Source organism: Butyrivibrio sp. XB500-5 (genome assembly GCF_003625505.1).
Taxonomy (GTDB): domain Bacteria; phylum Bacillota; class Clostridia; order Lachnospirales; family Lachnospiraceae; genus Butyrivibrio.
Genome location: NZ_RAIS01000003.1, coordinates 1 through 17,080 on the forward strand (window position 1 = coordinate 1; position 17,080 = coordinate 17,080).

The following is a 17,080-nucleotide window of genomic DNA, read 5'->3' on the forward strand; positions in this document are numbered from 1 at the left end:
CCTCCTTAGCTCAGTCGGTAGAGCATTCGGCTGTTAACCGAAGTGTCGTTGGTTCGAGTCCGACAGGGGGAGCTAAAAAGTGAAGACTGTAACTGCGGTCTAAGAATAAGGCTCCGTGGTCAAGCGGTCAAGACATCGCCCTTTCACGGCGGTAACACGAGTTCGATTCTCGTCGGAGTCACTTTTAGTTTTCAGGAGCTTTAGCTCAGTTGGTTAGAGCAACCGGCTCATAACCGGTCGGTCCCGGGTTCAAGTCCCTGAAGCTCCATTTTTTGTTTAATTACCCAGTTTAATTTTAAGGGGTCTTAGCTCAGCTGGGAGAGCATCTGCCTTACAAGCAGAGGGTCACAGGTTCGAGCCCTGTAGGCCCCATCCGCGATATGTTAGCGCATATCGCGTATTTTTTATCATAACATGATAAAGATGCCGGCGTGGCGGAACTGGCAGACGCCCGGGACTTAAAATCCCGTGGGTAGTAATACCCGTACCGGTTCGATCCCGGTCGCCGGCAGTAATTAAAAGGCTGTAAGTGTAGAATTTATCTATGCTTACGGCTTTTTTGTGTTATCATTGATGTTGTGTAGATTTTAAAATGTGGTAATTCTTTTGACTTATAAGGAGGTAAGGCATCTTGGTAAGACTCGAGAGTATAAATGGTAAAAATGTCTGGGATGCTCTGAGGCTTTCTGTAAAAGAAGATCAAAGAGAGTTTGTTGCCAGTAATGACGTTTGTATCATAGAAGCTTATACGACTATAACTGCAAATGGTTATGCTTTTCCATTTGGGATATACGATGATGAGCAGCTTGTGGGGTTTCTTATGATTGGTTTTGACAAAGACGATTACTGGGATGATGCACCGGATATCGCGAATGGCAATTACAACCTTTGGAGGCTGATGATAGATCAGAGGTATCAGCATAAAGGATATGGAAGAAAAGCTGTCGAGCTTGCGCTTGAATTTATCAGGACATTTCCCTGTGGAAAGGCGGATTACTGCTGGTTGTCTTATGAGCCTGAGAATGTAGTAGCGAAGGAACTTTATGCATCCTTTGGATTTGAAGAAACAGGCGAAATGGATGGAGAGGAATTGATTGCAACTCTGAAATTATGAATAAAGGGGATGTTTCATTATGTTAGAGTATAAGCTCTTAGAAAATAAGCTTAAGGCTGAAGATTTTATTAGGTTGAAGATTTCTGCAGGTTTTAGAGAAAGACCGACAAAATTTGTCGAAAGAGCGCTTAAGAATAATCTCTATGATGTGGTGGCTCTAGTAGATGATGAAGTAGTTGGAATGGGGCGACTTGTTGGCGATGGAGTTATGTACTGGTATCTTCAGGAGATAGTAGTACTTCCGGAGTATCAAGGCAAAGGAATTGGAACTGCCATAGTAAATAAGCTTTTGGAATATATAGCAGAACACACTGAAAAGGGGAATTTCACAAGCGTTGGTCTTACTGCTGCAGAGGGTAAGGAAGGCTTTTATGAGAGATTCGGATTTTCGAAGAGCCGTGGAATGACTAAATATATAGAATGCTAGAAGTGAGTGTTGACATTATAAGATGATCTTTGCTAGAATCATTTCAATAACATAAGAAAAGCGTTGACGGAAAGAGTAGTTTGTGATGAATCATCCAGAGAGAGTGACACTTGGTGGAAGTCATTTATGAGGATAACAGACGAAAACCATTCCTGAGCTGCAATGCTGAACAACAGTAAGCGTTGCCGTATGCCTGCGTCAAAGGATAGGATTTGTTAGAATCTGAAGTAAAAAGTTAAGGTGGAACCGTGCATAATGCACCCTTAAGATCAGTGGATCTTTTGGGTGCTTTTTTATTTTTTGACACTATTTCTTATGTTGTTGCAGATACTAATAATTCTTTTTACGAAAGGAGCAACACATTATGAAAGTATTACAAAGAGATGGTCAGGTAATGGAAGTATCTTTTGATGAAAAGGAGGGAAAGGAGGCTTTCTGGCATACAAGTGCCCATGTTCTGGCACAGGCTGTTAAGCGGCTTTATCCACAGGCAAAGTGTGCTATAGGACCAGCAATTGAAAATGGATTCTACTATGACTTTGATTTTGGCTTTTCTTTTAACGAAGAAGACCTTGGCGCAATAGAAAGAGAAATGCGCAGAATCATCAAGGAATCCTTGTCACTTCAGGTGTATGAGCTGCCTAAGAAAGACGCTCTTTTCTATATGGAGAATGCAAATGAGCCGTTTAAGCTTGAGATGATAAGGGAGCTTCCTGAGGGCGAAGTAATATCTTTTTACAAACAGGGTGACTATGCGGAGTTCTGCGCCGGCCCTCATATCGTTAATGTAAGTCACATAAAGGCAGTCAGGCTCCTCTCAGTTGCAGGGGCATACTGGCGTGGGGATGAACATAATAAGATGCTTACAAGGATATACGGAATCTCTTTTCCAAAGGCATCTATGATGGATGATTATCTTCATCAGCTTGAGGAGGCAAAGGCAAGGGATCACAGAGTACTGGGAAAAGAGCTGGAGTTGTTCGCATTGATGGATGAAGGCCCTGGACTTCCTTTCTATTTCCCAAAGGGCCTTATACTTAAGAATCTGCTGATTGATTACTGGAGAAAAATCCATGTCCGTGAAGGCTATCAGGAGATATCCACACCAATAATGCTGACAAAGTCACTTTGGGAAAGGTCAGGCCATTGGGAACATTACAGAGATAATATGTATGTGACAAGCGTTGATGATGTGGATTATGCCATCAAACCCATGAACTGTCCTGGAGGCATGCTGGTTTATAAATCAAAGCCTCATTCATACAGGGAGTTTCCAATCAGATGTGGGGAACTTGGAATTGTCCACAGAGCAGAAAAGTCCGGGACTCTGCACGGCCTCATGAGGGCAAGATGCTTTACACAGGATGATGCACATATTTTTATGCGTGAAGATCAGGTTTTATCTGAGATTCAGGGTGTTATGAGACTTATAGATGAGGTTTATTCCAAGTTTGGATTTCCTTATGAGATAGAGCTATCCACAAGACCGGAGAATTCAATAGGAAGTGATGAGGACTGGGAGCTGGCGACAGAGTCTCTTAAGGCGGCAGTAGAAGGAGTGGGAAAACCATATAAGATCAATGAAGGTGATGGCGCTTTCTATGGCCCTAAGCTTGATTTCCACGTAAAAGATTCCATTGGAAGAACATGGCAGTGCGGAACAATACAGCTTGATTTCCAGCTTCCTCAGCGATTTGACCTTGATTACATTGGTGAAGACGGCGAGAAACATAGACCGATCATGCTTCACAGAGTTGTATTTGGCTCGATTGACCGCTTCATGGGGATTTTGATTGAGCATTATGCAGGAAAGTTCCCCGTTTGGCTTTCACCAGTACAGGCTAAAGTGTTGCCGGTATCTGATAAATACCACGATTATGCAAAAGAGATCATGGCAAAATTCTATGAGGAAGGGATACGCGCAGAGCTTGACAATCGCGATGAAAAGCTTGGCTTTAAGATCCGTGAAGCAAGAATGCAGAAGGTTCCTTATATGATCATAGTCGGGGAAAAAGAAAAGGCTAGTCATCTTGTATCTATCAGACAGCGTGACGCTGAAGCAGATAAGCAGGAAATGGGTGAGATGGAGTTGGCTGATTTCATAGGTTTGATAAGAAGGAGTAGATGATTAAGATGAATAGTATATTTAGTCCGCAGGATAGGCAAAATGTATTGGATTACATAGTGAAAGTCAGTCTAGAGTGCAATAAGATTGTTGCACTGGTTCAGGGAGATTGACAAATCTATTGAAACTGACCGAGTTGATCTACGCTGAGCTTAAGGACTATAAAGTTCCAGTATCTCAGGAAATGATAAAATCATATTATGAAGGGCTCATGTAAAGTGGTATAACCATATTCTCATTTTATTCAGTATTCAAGAGGATTTGAGCTATACGAAAGTGGTACAAATTTGGTACAAAAGAAAGGCGGGGTCGGCGAAGCTCCTTTCTATGCGGCTTTGCGAGACCACTAAAAGTTCGAGCCCGGTCGCCGGCAGTAATAAAATGGCTGTAAACTTAAATATTATCTGGGTTTACAGCTCTTTTTTGTATTAAAAACAAAGGATTCGTTTTCATATAGATTCAGTGAAATTTGGGATATTATCTGTGTGGGTGAGGACTTTTTTAGTGTTACATGGTAGGCTTAATAATATAAGTGGGATGGTTTCATAAGGGGTACTGTGTAGATGTACGCACTGCTGAAGGAGTGAATCGATATGAATAAGGAATGGTCAGAAAAAAACAAGAAAATGCAATCTCTGATCGGAAAGAAAGGGAGCTTTGATGAAGGGATTAAAGTTCTGCTTGAGCTAAGAGAAGAGCTTTTTGGTCAGATAACATCAATTGTTAATACATACCCGAAAGAAGCCTTTTACCTGATGCCTTTTGCAGGAGCGAAGGGGTATCACAGCAAGACTCTTGGGTATTCCCTGTGGCATATATTTCGGATTGAGGATATTGTGGCACATACACTGATATCGCAGGACAGTCAAATCCTCTTTACGGATGATTGGCTTCACAGGATAAACAGTCCTATCATCACCACAGGCAATGAGCTGAAAGGAGAGGAAATCGCGGAGTTTTCTGCAAAACTCGATGTGAGAGCTTTGTATGATTATTGCAGGACAGTGATGGATTCAACAAATGAGCTGCTTAAAGATCTGCAATACAAAGACCTAAAGAGGAAGATTACTGATGATGACAGGGAAAGGATTATCGAAACCAGAACAGTTAGTAAGGATGAAGATGCATTCTGGCTGATCGATTATTGGTGCGGAAAGGATATTAAAGGACTGATTCAGATGCCTTTCTCCAGACACTGGATCATGCACGTCGAAGCAATGTGCCGGATTAAGAACGAGCTATGTCGTAAGGCAAGGAAAGGCGTAGATCCCATAGCATACTGTGGACTTTCCTGTAATCATTGCTTTTTGAAAGAATGGTGTGGCGGCTGTAGGACATCCTATAATACTTGTTCCTACGCGACCTGCTGCCCTGACAGAACTTGCCCCAACGCTACGTGTTGTAAGGGAAAAGGCCTTGATGGGTGTTATGATTGTGATAATCTGGCAGGCTGTATGATAGGCTTTTATTCAAATGGAAGTGATGCAAATGCAGTGAAAGCTATGGCAATGTTCATTCATAAGCATGGCAAGAAGGAATTGGCAGCCGTTCTTGATAATCTGCATAAGAAGTATGATTTTCAGAAGATTCAGGAAATACTTGGGTATGACCTGGATGAGGGATTAAAGCTCCTTGAAGAAAACAGATAGGAATGGATATAAGATGCTTTTTTATATATCACATCGGCACATGAAAAAAATGCGGTTATCCGCAAAAAAATCATGTATGAAATTGACAATGCGGGAGGATAGGGATATGCTATATGTGAAATAAGTGCGGTTATCCGCAAAAAAATCATGAGGTGATTGCGCATGTATCCTAGGGAACAATATCTGAACAAGATAATATCTAAGAAGGACAATGGACGGATAAAAATAATAACTGGGCTTCGCAGAAGCGGTAAGTCTGTCCTGCTTTTTCAGTTGTACCGCGATTGGCTTATAAGTGAAGGAGTTCAAGAGGACCATATCATTGCTTTGGCATTGGATGTGTTGGAGAATGCAAAGTATCGTAATCCGATCGAACTTGATAAATACGTCAGGGAACGTATGACCGAAGATGGAAAAAAGTATTATATCCTAATAGATGAGATTCAGTTTGTTTCCGAAATACAAAATCCCTATGTAGATAATCCAGATGCCAAGATAACATTTATTGATGTGGTTCTGGGCTTTATGCAAATGAAAAACGCAGATGTATATGTGACAGGAAGTAATTCCAAAATGCTGTCTTCCGATATCCTGACGCAGTTTAGGGACAGAGGTGATGAGATACGGGTGTATCCCCTTTCTTTTGCGGAATTCTATAATGAATATGAGGACGACAAACGCGGTGCATGGCAGGATTATTACACTTACGGAGGCATGCCTCTTGCAACTGCGCTTGAAAAACATGAAGAAAAGAGCCGTTATCTGAAAGATCTTTTTGATAGGACATATATTAAAGATGTCTTGGAACGTCATGAAATAAAGAATGATGCGGAAGTACTGTCTATTCTGTTGGACATTTTGGCATCGGGAATTGGTTCCCTCACCAATCCGACTAAATTGTCTAATACTTTTAAGAGTGAGAGGCAAATTGCCATTGGCTCTGAAACGATTGAAAAATATATCGGTTATTTTGAAGAATCATTCCTGATTAAAAAGGCAGTTAGATATGACGTAAAAGGCAGGAAGTATATCGGGACTCCGGCAAAGTATTATTACACGGATCTTGGGCTTCGGAATGCAAGGCTGGGATTCAGACAGCTGGAGGAAACCCACATTATGGAAAACGTGCTGTACAATGACCTGATACGAAGAGGCATGAATGTTGATGTCGGAGTGGTAGAATATAATACGAAGGATCCTGATGGAAAGAAAGTTCGGAAACAACTTGAGGTGGATTTTGTTGTTAATAAAGGTGAAAAAAGATTCTATGTACAATCGGCATTGTCCATAGCGGATTCGGAGAAAAAAGAGCAGGAGATTGCTTCTTTAAAGCGTATACCAGATTCTTTCAGCAAGATTGTGGTTGTAAGGGATTATCTAAAGCCGTGGCAGGATGAAAACGGAATTGTCTATCTTGGAATAGAGCAATTCCTTTTAGATGAAAATATTTTTAAATAGTATTAAAGTGGTCCACAAAGTGGTCCATAAAAGAGACGAGGTCGGCTAGTCCCCTTTCTCTGCGGCTTTGTGGAATCCCGAAAAGTTCGATCCCGGTCGCCGGCAGTAATGTGATTGGCTGTAAGTTTAGAGTTTATCTGAGTTTACAGCCTCTTTTTATGGTAAGATTATAAGAGATTATATAAAAATAACTGATGAATGATAAGTGAGCATAATAAAGTATAAGGATAGTTGCTATGAATGATTCGATAAAAATAATTCCTCTTGGTGGGTTTGACAAAATAGGTATGAACATGACTCTTGTTGAGTCTGATGACAGTATTATTGTTATTGATTGCGGAATGTCTTTTCCGCCGGATAATATGCCCGGAGTAACGGCAATGATACCGGATGTGACATACATCAAAAGAAATATTGATAAGTTCAAAGGGATAATACTGACACACGGTCATGAAGATCATATAGGTGCGATCCCTTATATTTCATCGGAGATAAAGGCACCTATCTACGGAACGCCTTTGACGATCGGTATAGTAGAAAAAAGGATCAAAGATTTCGGGGTAAAAGATGTAAAGACGAAGGCGGTCAAGCAGGGGAACACGATAATAGTTGGCGACTTTAAGATAGAATTTATCAGGGCCAATCACAGTATCCCCGATTCTGTAATGCTGGCAATCTACACTCCTTGCGGAACGATCATTCACACGGGAGATTTTAAGATGGATATGTCGCCGGTTGTTGGAACGACGGGAGATATAGCAAGGCTTTCGGTGCTTGGATCAAAAGGTGTGCTTGCGGTTCTTTCCGACAGTACCAATGCGTTGCAGGAAGGAACTTCAAGTTCTGAGCTGCGCGTTTACGAGCATCTTGGAAGGTTCTATAATCTGTACAGCAAGAACAGGCTTATCATTGTGACGTTTGCGACCAATATGGATCGTATCCAGCAGATCATAAATCTCAGTAAGGCCTACGGAAGGAAGGTTGTTCTCGAAGGAGAGCTGATGCTGGGCGTTTTTGCGATCGCAAGAAAATTGGGATATATAGATGTTGATGATGATATTTTGTTGGATATCAATCTGATGAATGAGTATCCAGCAGAAGAACTTGTCATCGTAACTACCGGTAACCCAGGTGAATCTGTTCAATGTATAGCAGGTATCGCGGCAGGAGATCATGAGCTGATCAAGATCAATAAGAATGATGTCATTCTTTTCAGTTCCGTAGCGATCCATGGTAATGAGGTAGTATTTAACCGTACCTTGAATAGTCTTGAGGAAAAGGGTGCGATAGTACAGGTCCAGGATCTACATGCTACCGGTCATGCATGCTCTGAGGAACTGAAGCTGTTGTATAAGATATTGCATCCCAAATTTGTCATTCCGGCTCACGGCGAATACCGTTCCAGAAGAGAAGCGAAAAAGATAGCATGCGAGGTGGGCGTACCATCTGAAAATGTCTTGCTGATCAACAATGGTGATGTTGTTGAAGTGACTGATGAAACATGTAAGGTTACAGATAGGATCAAGCTAAGTGATATCCTTGTAGACGGATATGAGAAGAGCAGGATCGACACTTCGATAATCCATGAAAGACAGAGCCTGTCAGAATCCGGCGCTGTTATCATTGAACTTTGCGTTGAAAAGAAAACCGGAAGATGTGTATCTGACATTCGAATAGAATGCTGTGGTTTTATGGGCGAAAAGATCCAAAAAGAGCTTTCGGAAAAAATAAAGGCATTGGCACTTAAGGAGTACGCAAGATTCTTGGGCCAAGGGGTCAGAGATGACCGTGTCATTGAGGGTATCCGAAAGAGCGCAGAAGATAACATCTTTTCAATGTGTGGTAAATCTCCTGTGGTTATTGTTATGATCACCGAAGTTGTGTTATAATACGAACTTAGAAAAAATGAATTTGTTACACTATACAGCCGTAAGGTAGAGCTTTTATGATATGGACTATGTCGTTTATCTTAAGAACGAGTAGCCCGGATCGTGAAAAGAGAAGTATATGAGTGGCAGAATACGAGAAATGAGCATTTTTTATGCTCTTTTTTTCGTATTCTGCCTTTTTTGTTTGTGAGGAAAATGCTATGAATAAATATCTTAAAATCGCACGTCTTGATCATTGGATAAAGCAGCTCTTTATCCTTCCCGGAATGGTAATAGCCGTTCTGATCACAGACGTATCTTATAAAGAGATCGGCTTGGCAGGTTTTGTATTAGGCTTTTTGGGAACCTGCTTTATTGCCAGCGCCAATTATGTGATAAATGAGTGGCTTGATGCGCCGTATGATAAGTACCATCCAACCAAGAAGAACCGTCCTGTAGTTACAGAAAACATGTCTTTTAAATTAGTTATGGTCGAATACTTTTTATTTGCGATAATAGGGCTTGTATTTTCATGGTTAGTAAATAAGCTGTTCTTTATCACAGCGTTAGTTCTTTTGATCATGGGACTTTTGTATAATGTTAAACCCTTTAGGACCAAGGACATTCCTTATGTTGATGTGCTTTCGGAATCAATAAATAACATGCTTAGATTGATGATGGGATGGTTCATAGTTACAGGAGATTCCGTTCCGCCTTCAAGCGTTCTCATTGGTTATTGGATGGCCGGAGCATTCCTTATGGCGACAAAGAGATTTGCGGAATACCGCATGATAGGCGATAAACAGCTTGCAGGTCTGTACAGGAGATCTTTTGTCATATATACGGAAAAAAAGCTTTTGGCATCTGCGCTGTTCTATGCACTGATCTCGACGTTTTGCATTGGCGTTTTCATGATCAAATACAGGATCGAATATATTTTTGTTACCCCTGTAATGTTTTTGATCTATGCATATTATCTGGCAATGTCACTGGATGATGATTCAGCGGTACAAAAGCCCGAGAAGCTGTACAAAGAAAAAAGGCTTATGTGGCTGGTCCTTCTGTTTATTTTGGCGGTATTGTTCTGCTCGTTTGTAGATATGCCGTTTTTGCACAAGCTGACATCAGAGGCACTCATCCACGTGGAGGTTTAGGATGAAGAAATACACACTTATTGCGTGGAGCTTTATCTGTGCATTTGTCATATTGTTGTTTACCACAAGGTCATCAATTCTTTTTGTGTGCAATAACTGGGATGATGCCAACAGCTACTTTACGATGGGAAAAGGCATGATGAACGGCTTTGTGATCTATAGAGATCTCTATGATCAGAAGGGGCCGTTTCTCTACTTGCTGTACGGGTTTGCGTATCTCATTTCAAAAAAATCCTTCTTTGGCGTTTTTATTTTTGAGATCATAGCTGCTACAGTTTTTCTTTATTTTGCAGGAAAGCTTATAGAAAGAAAAAGCAGCAGAAATATGGCATTTGTGTTAGTGCCGGTCATCGGCGCAGCAGCTTATTCTTCATGGAGTTTTTACTGGGGCGGCGCAGCGGAGGAGTTCTGTCTGCCGCTTTTGATGATCTCTTTATACTATCTGGATAAATTATTATGTGAAGAGATAGAGGAAAAGAGCCGTAACCGGATCTTCGCAGTATCGGGCATATGCGCAGGTGTCGTTGCACAGGTCAAATACACTATGCTCGGCTTTTTCTTTGCATGGTTTATCATTGCCTTTGCTTGTATATGGATGAAAAGCGGATTTGGAACTTCAGTGAAAATGGCGATCAGGTTTGTCATTTTTGCGGTGATCCCATCCATACCATGGCTGATCTATTTCTTATTTACAAACAGTCTGGATGATTGGTATAGGTGCTATGTTTATAACAATATCTTTTTCTACAGTCAGGCATCGGATGAAAACTACAGCTTTTTGAAGAAAATATATGAGATAACAAAGACCTTATACTGGCTGATCAGAGATAGCTTTTCTTATTTCATATGGATAATCACAGGCATTATCCTGCATTTGTTTGGAGAAAAGGGCATACTTAGAAGGATCGCGCTGCTTTTCATTTTCGCATGTACTTACTTTGTGATCTTTATTGGCGGAAACAAGCTTGCATACTACTCAATACCGCTTATGGTTTTGGCGGTTCCGGGAGTTGCATATCTTGGAAAGCTCATAAATTCCGCGCTGCAAAAGCGTGATAAGACAGTTTCAGGTCATATCTATGCTGCTGTTGCGGCTTTAGTAATGGTCATAAGTACTGTCTTTGCTGCAAATAATACGATGAATGCTGAGTATAGAAAGTATTCCGCAGACGATATGTGGCTTTTAGCGGCGGCAAAAGAGCTGTCGGAGACGGACACTCTTTTGGAAGTAAATTCAATCGACCCGGGATTATATACTGTAACGGGTATCAAGCCGACGTGTGAGTATTTCCAGACCAACGGTATCGGTCTTGAGAAGATGTTTGAAGAACAGAAGAAGTACATAAAAGAAGGAAGAACGGACTTTGTCCTTGCGACAGATTTCGAGCCGGAATTCATTGGCCTTAATTATGACCTTGTAAATGTCTATGAGTACAAGGAAACCGATCACGAAGAAGAGTATTATCTCTATAAAAAAAGACAGTAAAATATTATTTAGATAAATTTCTAAATACCCCTTGACACCTAATGCGCCGAGGGGTATATTTTATTTAGATAAACATCTAAATACATTGGAGGTGCATAGGATGGGCTTTAACGAAACAATGAAAGCATTGTCCGATCCTACAAGGCGAACTATATTGAACCTGCTAAAGGATAATACATTATCCGCAGGGGAGATCGGTGAACATTTTGATATGACCGGAGCGACGATATCACATCATTTGTCGCAGCTTAAGAAGGCGGGACTGATAACGGAAAGTAAGCAGAAGAACTTTATATATTACAGTCTTAATGCTTCCGTGTTGGAAGAAGTCATGATGTGGATATGCGATCTGAAAGGAGATAGTGAGACCAATGAAGGATAATAAAAAGACTTTGATAATTACATCGATTGTGTGTCTTATCCCCATAATCGTCGGAATAATACTGTATCCGAGCTTGCCGGATCAGATTACTACGCACTGGGATTTTTCGGGAACGCCAAACGGATATTCAAGTAAATTTGTGGGGGCCATTGTTTTCCCTGCAGTTTTACTGCTTGTGAATGTATTGCTCCCCCTTTTGATGAGACTTGATCCGAAGTACGAGAACATGAATGACAAGCTTAAAACAGTTGTATTCTGGACCATACCGTTAGTTTCGATCCTGTGTTCAAGTGCAACTCTAGCATCCGGATTTGAAGTGGATACTTATATTCAGGTGATCACACCGTTATTTGTGGGATTGTTGTTTGTTTTCATCGGTAATTACTTACCGAAAACAAAGCAGAGTTATATGATGGGAATAAAGCTTCCCTGGACGCTTGAAAGTGAAGATAACTGGAATAAGACGCACAGGCTGGGCGGATTCGTCTGGGTTATAGGCGGGATCGTAATTATGATAAGCAGTTTCTTTAAATGGGGAATGTATGTGCTGTTTACGACTTTTATGTTGATGTTTCTTATCCCGTCGGTTTACTCGTACATGATCTACAAAAGATCAAAAGAAGAAAATTAAAAAATAAGGCGGCTGCAGTGAATGCAGTCGCCTTTGTTTATGATTCTTTCAGCTTTGCCAATGAAGCAATGCTGTCTTTTAGCAGTGTTTTACGATATTCTGTGGGGGCGCTACCGAAGTGTCTTTTAAAAGCTTTGGAGAAGGTGAATGTATCACCGTAGCCGACTCTCATAGCGATCTCATTGATATTGATAGTGGCGTCCTCAAGGAATTTGACGGCCATCTTCATTCTGTACGTAAGAAGATATTCTTGAAGCGAGTAACCTGTAGCTTCTTTAAAAAGACGAGTGAGATAGCTTCTGTTAAGTCCGAGGGACATGGCAATGGTGTCGATCTTAATTGGCTCTGAGTACTTGAGCTGGATATAATTTATAACATTTTTTACATACAAAAGGGTATTGTTCTTTTCTTTTTCCTGCTTGGCAGAGGAGTTCTCGATCATGTAATCGCATATCTTATAAAGATTGCCTACGCAGTAATACTGCCTTTTATAGTGCTTTAAAATGTCCATGGCGAGGTCTTCGATTTGCTTGGAGTGATCAAGAGGCGTATATACCGGATTATCGGGAGTCAGTCCCGCTGCTTTTAATATCTGAGGAATCTTGGGGCCGCCGATATGGATCCAGATATATTCCCAAGGATCGTCCTTGTCTGCTTGGTAAAAAGACCTGGTGTTGTCCGGAATAAGAAATATCTGATGCTCATGAATATCGTACTGACAATCGTTTACACTAAGTATCCCTTTTCCCTTTATGATAAAATGCAGAATGATCCTGTTTCTTACAAAATGCTCATAAGAATAGAGAGGATCGCACTTGTTTCTACCTACTTCGTACATGTAGAAATCGTCAGAATCCTCGTAGTTTACGAACTTACAAAAATCACATCCGTCAAGTCTGCCCGCCATAAGCATTCCTCCTCTTTTAGTAATATATATAATATCATTTTCCAAAAAGCAAGTCACATTTTGACATCCCAAAATCAAAGAATGCCATTTTGAAAAGAAATCTCATCAGATATACTTAAGTCACCCTGAACCGATTATAATTGATAGATTTAAACGTTAACACTTAATGCTTAAGGAAAGGTTTTACGAATGGACATAATATGGCATAACAAATCACGACAATATCATTTGTATAACGACAAGATCAGCTACATCATGGGAGTTACTCCTTTAGGAGATCTGGGAAGCATATACTTCGGAAATCGCATACATGATAAGGAGGATATGTCATACGTTGTAAACCGTTTCGGACTTGCAAATGTAGCGATGGATCCGGACACCGAGTCCTATTCCATGGAACTTAACCGTCAGGAATATCCTTCTTTCGGGCTTACGGATTTCGGAACACAGGCTTTCGAGATTGAGCAGGAGAACGGATCGAGAGTCAGCTCTTTTGTCTATAAAGATCATAAGATAATAAAAGGAAAGACACCGCTTAAGGGCCTTCCCGCAACATACGCAGGGCAGGACGAGGCTATGACCCTTGAGGTATATCTTGAGGATGAAGTTGCCAAGATGGCGATGACTCTTTCATACACAATATTTGAGAATTATCCGGTGATAGCAAGGCATGCAGTGTTTAAGAACATCGGATCGGACGTAAAAAAAATAACGAGAGCACTCAGTGCTTGTATAGATCTTCCGGATCAGGACTATGAATGGATGCAGTTTTCGGGGGCATGGGCGAGAGAAAGAATCCCTGTGACCAAGAAGATCTCGGAAGGATCGATATCGATAGAAAGTAAGCGCGGCGTATCAAGCGCCAATCAGAATCCTTTCGTTATCATAAAAAGACCTAATACAGATGACTTCGAAGGTGAAGCGATCGGAATGTCATTTGTATACAGCGGAAACTTCCTTGCGAAGGCAGAAGGCAATACATTCGGACGCTTGAGACTACTTATGGGTATCAATCCCGACAGATTTACTTGGGTATTAAAAGAAGGCGAGGAATTTGAAACTCCCGAGGTTGTTATAGCAAGGACGAGTGAAGGTCTTAATGATCTGAGCCAAACTTACCACGAGCTTTATAACAATAATCTTGTGAGAGGCAAATGGAAGAATACGCCCAGACCTATCCTTATCAACAACTGGGAAGCGACCTTCATGGATTTTGATGAAAAGAGAATTCTCGAGATCGCTGAGAAGGCAAGTCAGGCCGGAGTCGAGATGTTTGTTCTTGATGACGGATGGTTTGGTGAAAGAAATGATGACTATGCGGGACTTGGAGACTGGATTGAAAATCCCAAGAAGCTTCCTCAGGGAATGGCGGGGCTTGCAAATAAGATAAGTGCACTGGGAATGAAGTTCGGCTTCTGGATCGAGCCTGAGATGGTCAATCCCGACAGTAATCTTTACAGAAGACATCCCGAATGGGTGCTTGGCACTCCCGGAAGGAAATCATCGCTTGGAAGACATCAATATGTGCTTGATTATTCCAAGGATGAAGTTGTCGACTATATCTACGGCATGCTTAAGAAGGTCATGGGTAGTGGGCCTATAAGCTATATTAAATGGGATATGAACAGATCTCTGACAGAGGTCTATAATGCGGATTTACCCGCAGATGAGCAGGGAATGGTATATCACAAATATATAATGGGTGTTTATAGTTTATATGAGAGACTTAGAAACGATTTCCCTGAGATTTTATTTGAATCATGTTCATCGGGCGGAAACAGATTTGATGCGGGCATGCTTTATTATGCGCCTCAGGCTTGGTGCTCCGATAACACCGACGCCATCGACAGAATAAGGATACAGTACGGTAGTTCTTTTGGATATCCGATTTCTTCGATAGGAGCGCATGTATCGGCAGTTCCGAACCAGCAGACGGGACGCAGCGCATCGATAGATACACGTGCAAACGTGGCATATTTCGGAACCTTCGGCTACGAGCTTGATCTTAATCACATCACCGATGATGAATTTGAGACAGTCAAGAAGCAGATAAGCTTTATGAAGGAAAACAGAGAGCTTTTGCAATTCGGTACTTTTTACAGATTGAGATCTCCGTTTGAAAAAGATCAGGCGGCGTGGATGGTTGTTTCGAAGGATAAAAAGAAAGCAATACTTGGATTTTATTGCATGAGGGCAAATGTAAATCAATTGCCGGGATTCCTTAAGCTTGCGGGTCTTGATAAGGATCTTGTATATGTGCTCAGAGGAGAGGAATATCACGGCGATGAGCTTATGAACATGGGAGTTACTTTAAATAAGCTCAATTCAAACTTCCTTACTACGGGACAGGACTTCGTCTCATATGTGGAAGTTATCGAAGCTAAATAATTACACAACATAATGACATCTAAAAAGTATATTTTTTTCATGAAATTGTATTCGGTTCAGGGTTAAAAAACAGTAAAGAGAAGGTATGAAAAAGGAGGAAGATTCATGAAAAAGAAGGTAATTGCCATTTTACTTAGTGCTGTTACTGTATTATCGATGATCGGATGCGGCTCTCAGTCTGCTCCCGGTCAGGAAGCGGCACCGGAAGCAGCGCAGGAAGCTGCAGCACCGGAAGCGGATGCACCGCAGTCAATCGGAAACAGTGTTGAAGGCGAACTTTCCGTAACTATCTGGGACGAAGGTCAAAGAGAAGGTCTTCAGAAGATTATTGATGAGTGGAGCGCACAGTCAGGTGTCAAGGCTACCATTCAGGTAGTTGACTGGAATAACTACTGGACACTTCTCGAAGCAGGAGCTACAGGCGGAGAACTTCCCGATGTGTTCTGGATGCATTCTAATGTTGCTCAGAAGTACATGGAGAACGATCTTTTGCTTGATCTTACGGACAAGATCGCAGCAAGTGATAAGATTGATATGAAGAATTACTACGAGGGAATCGTTAATCTCTATCAGTCAAACGGCAAGCAGTATGCAGTACCTAAGGATATCGATACTATCGCTCTGTGGTACAACAAGACTATCTTTGATGAGATGGGCGTAGCTTATCCCGATGACACATGGACATGGGATGACTTCGCTGCAGCAGCAAAGAAGCTTACAAACGATGACCACTGGGGATATGCTATTGCTCCCGGCAATAACCAGGAAGGATATTACAACACTATCTATTCAATGGGCGGTTACGTTATCAGTGATGATAAGAAGACATCGGGAATGGACGATCCCAACAGCATCAAGGCAGTTAAGCTCTTTACCGATATGATCGCTGAGGGTTCATGCCCCGATCTTGCAACTGTATCCGAGACAGCTCCCAACGAGCTTCTTTGCACAGGTAAGACAGCAATGTCCATCAACGGCTCTTGGATGCTTGCAGGTTATCGTGATAACGAGTACGCAGCAGCAAATTGCGACGTTGCGGTTCTTCCTTACACAAAGTCACCCGAAGACAGAGTTTCTATCTACAACGGACTTGGATGGGCAGCAGCTGCAAACGGCAAGAACATCGACGCAGCATGGTCACTTATCGAGTACCTCGGATCAAAAGAAGCACAGCTTAAGCAGGCTGAGCTTGGTGTAACAATGTCAGCTTACATCGGAACATCAGATGCATGGGTTAACAGTGTTAAGGCATTTGACCTTAACGGACACATGAAGATGCTTGATTCCAAGCTCGTATTCAGACCTTATTCAAGAGATACCACAGTTTGGGAAGACATGATGATCGAAAAGCTTCAGGATGCATGGACAGGTGAAAAGCCTGTAGACGAAGTCTGCAAGGATATCGCAGCAGAGATGAATGCTGCTCTTGCTGAAGAGTAATATATAAGTACCAAAAAAGAAGGGTGCACTCGGGATAGCCCCGGGTGCATC

13 protein-coding genes, 5 tRNA genes and 1 other annotated feature are annotated in these 17,080 nt (G+C 41.6%); of the genes, 17 read left to right on the forward strand and 1 reads right to left on the reverse strand.

What is annotated here, in order from left to right; all coding sequences use genetic code 11:
- Positions 1-2: 2 nt before the first annotated feature.
- The 15 genes from D6856_RS06380 to D6856_RS06450 all read left to right on the forward strand — a co-directional run bounded on the left by D6856_RS06380 (position 3) and on the right by D6856_RS06450 (position 12,294).
- Positions 3-72, forward strand: a tRNA-Asn gene (locus tag D6856_RS06380).
- 37 nt (positions 73-109) lie between these two features.
- Positions 110-181: transfer RNA gene (locus D6856_RS06385), tRNA-Glu, on the forward strand.
- Between the two features lie 13 nt (positions 182-194).
- Positions 195-268: transfer RNA gene (locus D6856_RS06390), tRNA-Ile, on the forward strand.
- 31 nt (positions 269-299) lie between these two features.
- A tRNA-Val gene (locus tag D6856_RS06395) sits at positions 300-372 on the forward strand.
- Positions 373-425: 53 nt separating this feature from the next.
- Positions 426-511, forward strand: a tRNA-Leu gene (locus tag D6856_RS06400).
- Between the two features lie 120 nt (positions 512-631).
- Positions 632-1,114 carry a GNAT family N-acetyltransferase gene (locus D6856_RS06405; protein WP_120686241.1) on the forward strand — a complete coding sequence of 161 codons (483 nt, stop codon included), beginning with the start codon at positions 632-634 and terminating at the stop codon, positions 1,112-1,114.
- 19 nt (positions 1,115-1,133) lie between these two features.
- A complete protein-coding gene (locus D6856_RS06410; RefSeq protein WP_120686242.1) occupies positions 1,134-1,541 on the forward strand; it encodes a GNAT family N-acetyltransferase in 408 nt (135 codons plus the stop codon).
- 54 nt (positions 1,542-1,595) lie between these two features.
- Positions 1,596-1,809, forward strand: a binding site (T-box leader).
- 96 nt (positions 1,810-1,905) lie between these two features.
- Positions 1,906-3,669, forward strand: a complete 1,764-nt coding sequence (thrS, locus tag D6856_RS06415; protein WP_120686243.1) for a threonine--tRNA ligase — start codon at positions 1,906-1,908, stop codon at positions 3,667-3,669.
- A 590-nt stretch (positions 3,670-4,259) separates the two neighbouring features.
- On the forward strand, positions 4,260-5,315 hold the full coding sequence (locus tag D6856_RS15445) for a DUF3795 domain-containing protein (RefSeq protein ID WP_120686244.1): 1,056 nt from the start codon (positions 4,260-4,262) through the stop codon (positions 5,313-5,315).
- Positions 5,316-5,477: 162 nt separating this feature from the next.
- Positions 5,478-6,773 (forward strand): ATP-binding protein, encoded by a 1,296-nt coding sequence (locus tag D6856_RS06425; RefSeq protein WP_120686245.1) that lies wholly within the window; start codon positions 5,478-5,480, stop codon positions 6,771-6,773.
- Between the two features lie 236 nt (positions 6,774-7,009).
- A complete protein-coding gene (locus tag D6856_RS06430) occupies positions 7,010-8,662 on the forward strand; it encodes a ribonuclease J (protein ID WP_120686246.1) in 1,653 nt (550 codons plus the stop codon).
- 200 nt (positions 8,663-8,862) lie between these two features.
- Positions 8,863-9,795, forward strand: a complete 933-nt coding sequence (locus D6856_RS06435) for a UbiA prenyltransferase family protein (RefSeq protein ID WP_120686465.1) — start codon at positions 8,863-8,865, stop codon at positions 9,793-9,795.
- Between the two features lies 1 nt (position 9,796).
- The gene (locus tag D6856_RS06440) at positions 9,797-11,281 is read left to right on the forward strand and encodes a hypothetical protein (RefSeq protein ID WP_120686247.1); all 1,485 of its coding nucleotides are present in this window, start codon (positions 9,797-9,799) and stop codon (positions 11,279-11,281) included.
- A 100-nt stretch (positions 11,282-11,381) separates the two neighbouring features.
- Positions 11,382-11,663, forward strand: coding sequence for an autorepressor SdpR family transcription factor (locus D6856_RS06445; protein WP_120686248.1), 282 nt, complete (start codon positions 11,382-11,384; stop codon positions 11,661-11,663).
- Complete coding sequence (locus tag D6856_RS06450) at positions 11,653-12,294, forward strand: SdpI family protein (protein ID WP_120686249.1); 642 nt, start codon at positions 11,653-11,655, stop codon at positions 12,292-12,294. Before D6856_RS06445 ends, D6856_RS06450 begins: the two co-directional genes overlap by 11 nt.
- Positions 12,295-12,331: 37 nt before the next feature.
- Here the strand turns inward: D6856_RS06450 and D6856_RS06455 are convergent, their stop codons facing one another.
- Positions 12,332-13,201 carry an AraC family transcriptional regulator gene (locus D6856_RS06455; RefSeq protein WP_158588848.1) on the reverse strand — a complete coding sequence of 290 codons (870 nt, stop codon included), beginning with the start codon at positions 13,199-13,201 and terminating at the stop codon, positions 12,332-12,334.
- A gap of 189 nt (positions 13,202-13,390) precedes the next feature.
- Between D6856_RS06455 and D6856_RS06460 the strand changes: the two genes are divergently transcribed.
- Positions 13,391-15,589, forward strand: a complete 2,199-nt coding sequence (locus D6856_RS06460) for an alpha-galactosidase (protein WP_120686251.1) — start codon at positions 13,391-13,393, stop codon at positions 15,587-15,589.
- A gap of 105 nt (positions 15,590-15,694) precedes the next feature.
- Positions 15,695-17,029 (forward strand): ABC transporter substrate-binding protein, encoded by a 1,335-nt coding sequence (locus tag D6856_RS06465; RefSeq protein WP_120686252.1) that lies wholly within the window; start codon positions 15,695-15,697, stop codon positions 17,027-17,029.
- Positions 17,030-17,080 lie beyond the last annotated feature (51 nt).